The organism is Anaerobiospirillum sp. NML120511 (assembly GCF_023050955.1).
In the GTDB taxonomy this organism is placed as follows: domain Bacteria; phylum Pseudomonadota; class Gammaproteobacteria; order Enterobacterales; family Succinivibrionaceae; genus Anaerobiospirillum.
Genome location: NZ_JALKIK010000117.1, coordinates 1 through 1,087, shown reverse-complemented (window position 1 = coordinate 1,087; position 1,087 = coordinate 1). Strand labels below are relative to the sequence as shown.

The 1,087-nt window shown below is 55.1% G+C and carries 1 pseudogene; it reads right to left on the bottom strand.

From position 1 onward, the window contains the following. Nucleotide 1 precedes the first annotated feature (1 nt). Nucleotides 2-1,087: pseudogene (fucI, locus tag MXE39_RS12880) on the bottom strand (L-fucose isomerase); the annotation flags it as partial.

The following is a 1,087-nucleotide window of genomic DNA, read 5'->3' as shown; positions in this document are numbered from 1 at the left end:
CTTAGAGCTTGTAGAGTGGGCCGTAGTTCTTGCAGGCGCGGAAGTCCTGACCTTCCTTGTCCATGCCGAAAGCATTCCATGCAGATGGACGGAAAATCTTGTCCTCTGGAACGTTGTGGCCGCATACAGGGATGCGCAGGATGGAGGCCAGAGTAATGAGGTCAGCACCAATGTGACCGTAGGCAATAGCGCCGTGGTTGGCACCCCAGTTGTTCATTACGTCATAGGCGGTCTTGAACATGGAGGACTTGCCGTCGCAACGTGGAGCAAACCAGGTGCATGGCCAGGTGTAGTCAGTACGCTTCCACAGCTTCTCGGTCACTTCCTGAGGCAGCTCAACAGACCAGCCTTCGGCAATCTGCAGGACAGGGCCCAGACCCTTGACCAGGTTTAAACGTACCATGGTCATTGGAACCTCAGCATCGGTCAGGAAGCGTGAGGAGTAACCGCCGCCACGGAAGTAGCCAAGGTCAGCTGCGTTCCAGGTGGTAGCATCAAGGCAGTTCTTGATGTCCTCGTCAGTCATCTCATACCATGGCTTGATGGTACGGTTGCCGCCGCAGCAGCGTGCCTGACAGGAGAAGTCCAGAGCGGAAGCGCCGGAGTTGATTAAGTGCAGGAAGCCATCGCAGTCCTTTGCATGGCCCTGAAGCTCGTAGCCGGTTACACGCTTGACAGCGTCGCCGGACCAGTAGGTACGAACGTCAGAGAACATGGTGGCACGGTTGGTCAGCAGCTTGCCAAAGAGCATGCCAAAGCCGTTTAAAACGTCGTTTTCAGTGGCCAGAACGATTGGCTCGCGCTTGCCGTTCCAGTCAAAGCTGGAGTTGAGCAGGGCTTCGGCAAAGTCGGCATTTGGATAGAAATCAGTCCACTGACGCTGGCCCTGGAAGCCTGCAGCAATGGCGTTGTGACCCAGAGCTTCTTCTTCACAGCCGGCTGGCAGATTCTTGTTGCCCTTGATGAGGTCCTTGATGATAACCATCATCTTGACCACAAATTCCCACTGCTCGTCCTTGACTTCACGGCTGTTCTGCATGGACTCAGGGTTCTTGTCAAAGCCTTCCTTGCAGTACTGTTTGGTCCA